Here is a 257-nt window from a genome sequence, read left to right as displayed (position 1 = left end):
ACATCGTGCCGAGGATGCTTTTGATGTCCTCGTTCTGGAAGATACGGAAGTTCTGGCGCAGACCGGCACGCCACAGCGGCGGGTGCACCTTCATGCTGTACAGCATCTGGTTTTTGTCGTTCTCCCCGAGTTCAAACCAGGTCACCACGCCTTTCACCCGGCGCTGTACTTCATCGCCCTGCCATATCGTCAGGTAGGCCATTTTGTCCAGCACCTGCGCAAATTCAAGGGAGAGAAACTGCTGGCTGACCAGGGAG

At 56.4% G+C, this 257-nt stretch carries 1 protein-coding gene; it reads right to left on the bottom strand.

Annotated features, from left to right (window positions below):
- Window positions 1–257: contractile injection system protein, VgrG/Pvc8 family (locus FXV77_RS21945; protein WP_148921382.1), on the bottom strand; the 257-nt coding region annotated here is incomplete at both ends.

This window comes from Sphingobacterium phlebotomi (assembly GCF_008180195.1).
GTDB lineage: Bacteria > Bacteroidota > Bacteroidia > Sphingobacteriales > Sphingobacteriaceae > Sphingobacterium > Sphingobacterium phlebotomi.
This window is presented reverse-complemented; position numbering and strand designations above follow the sequence as displayed.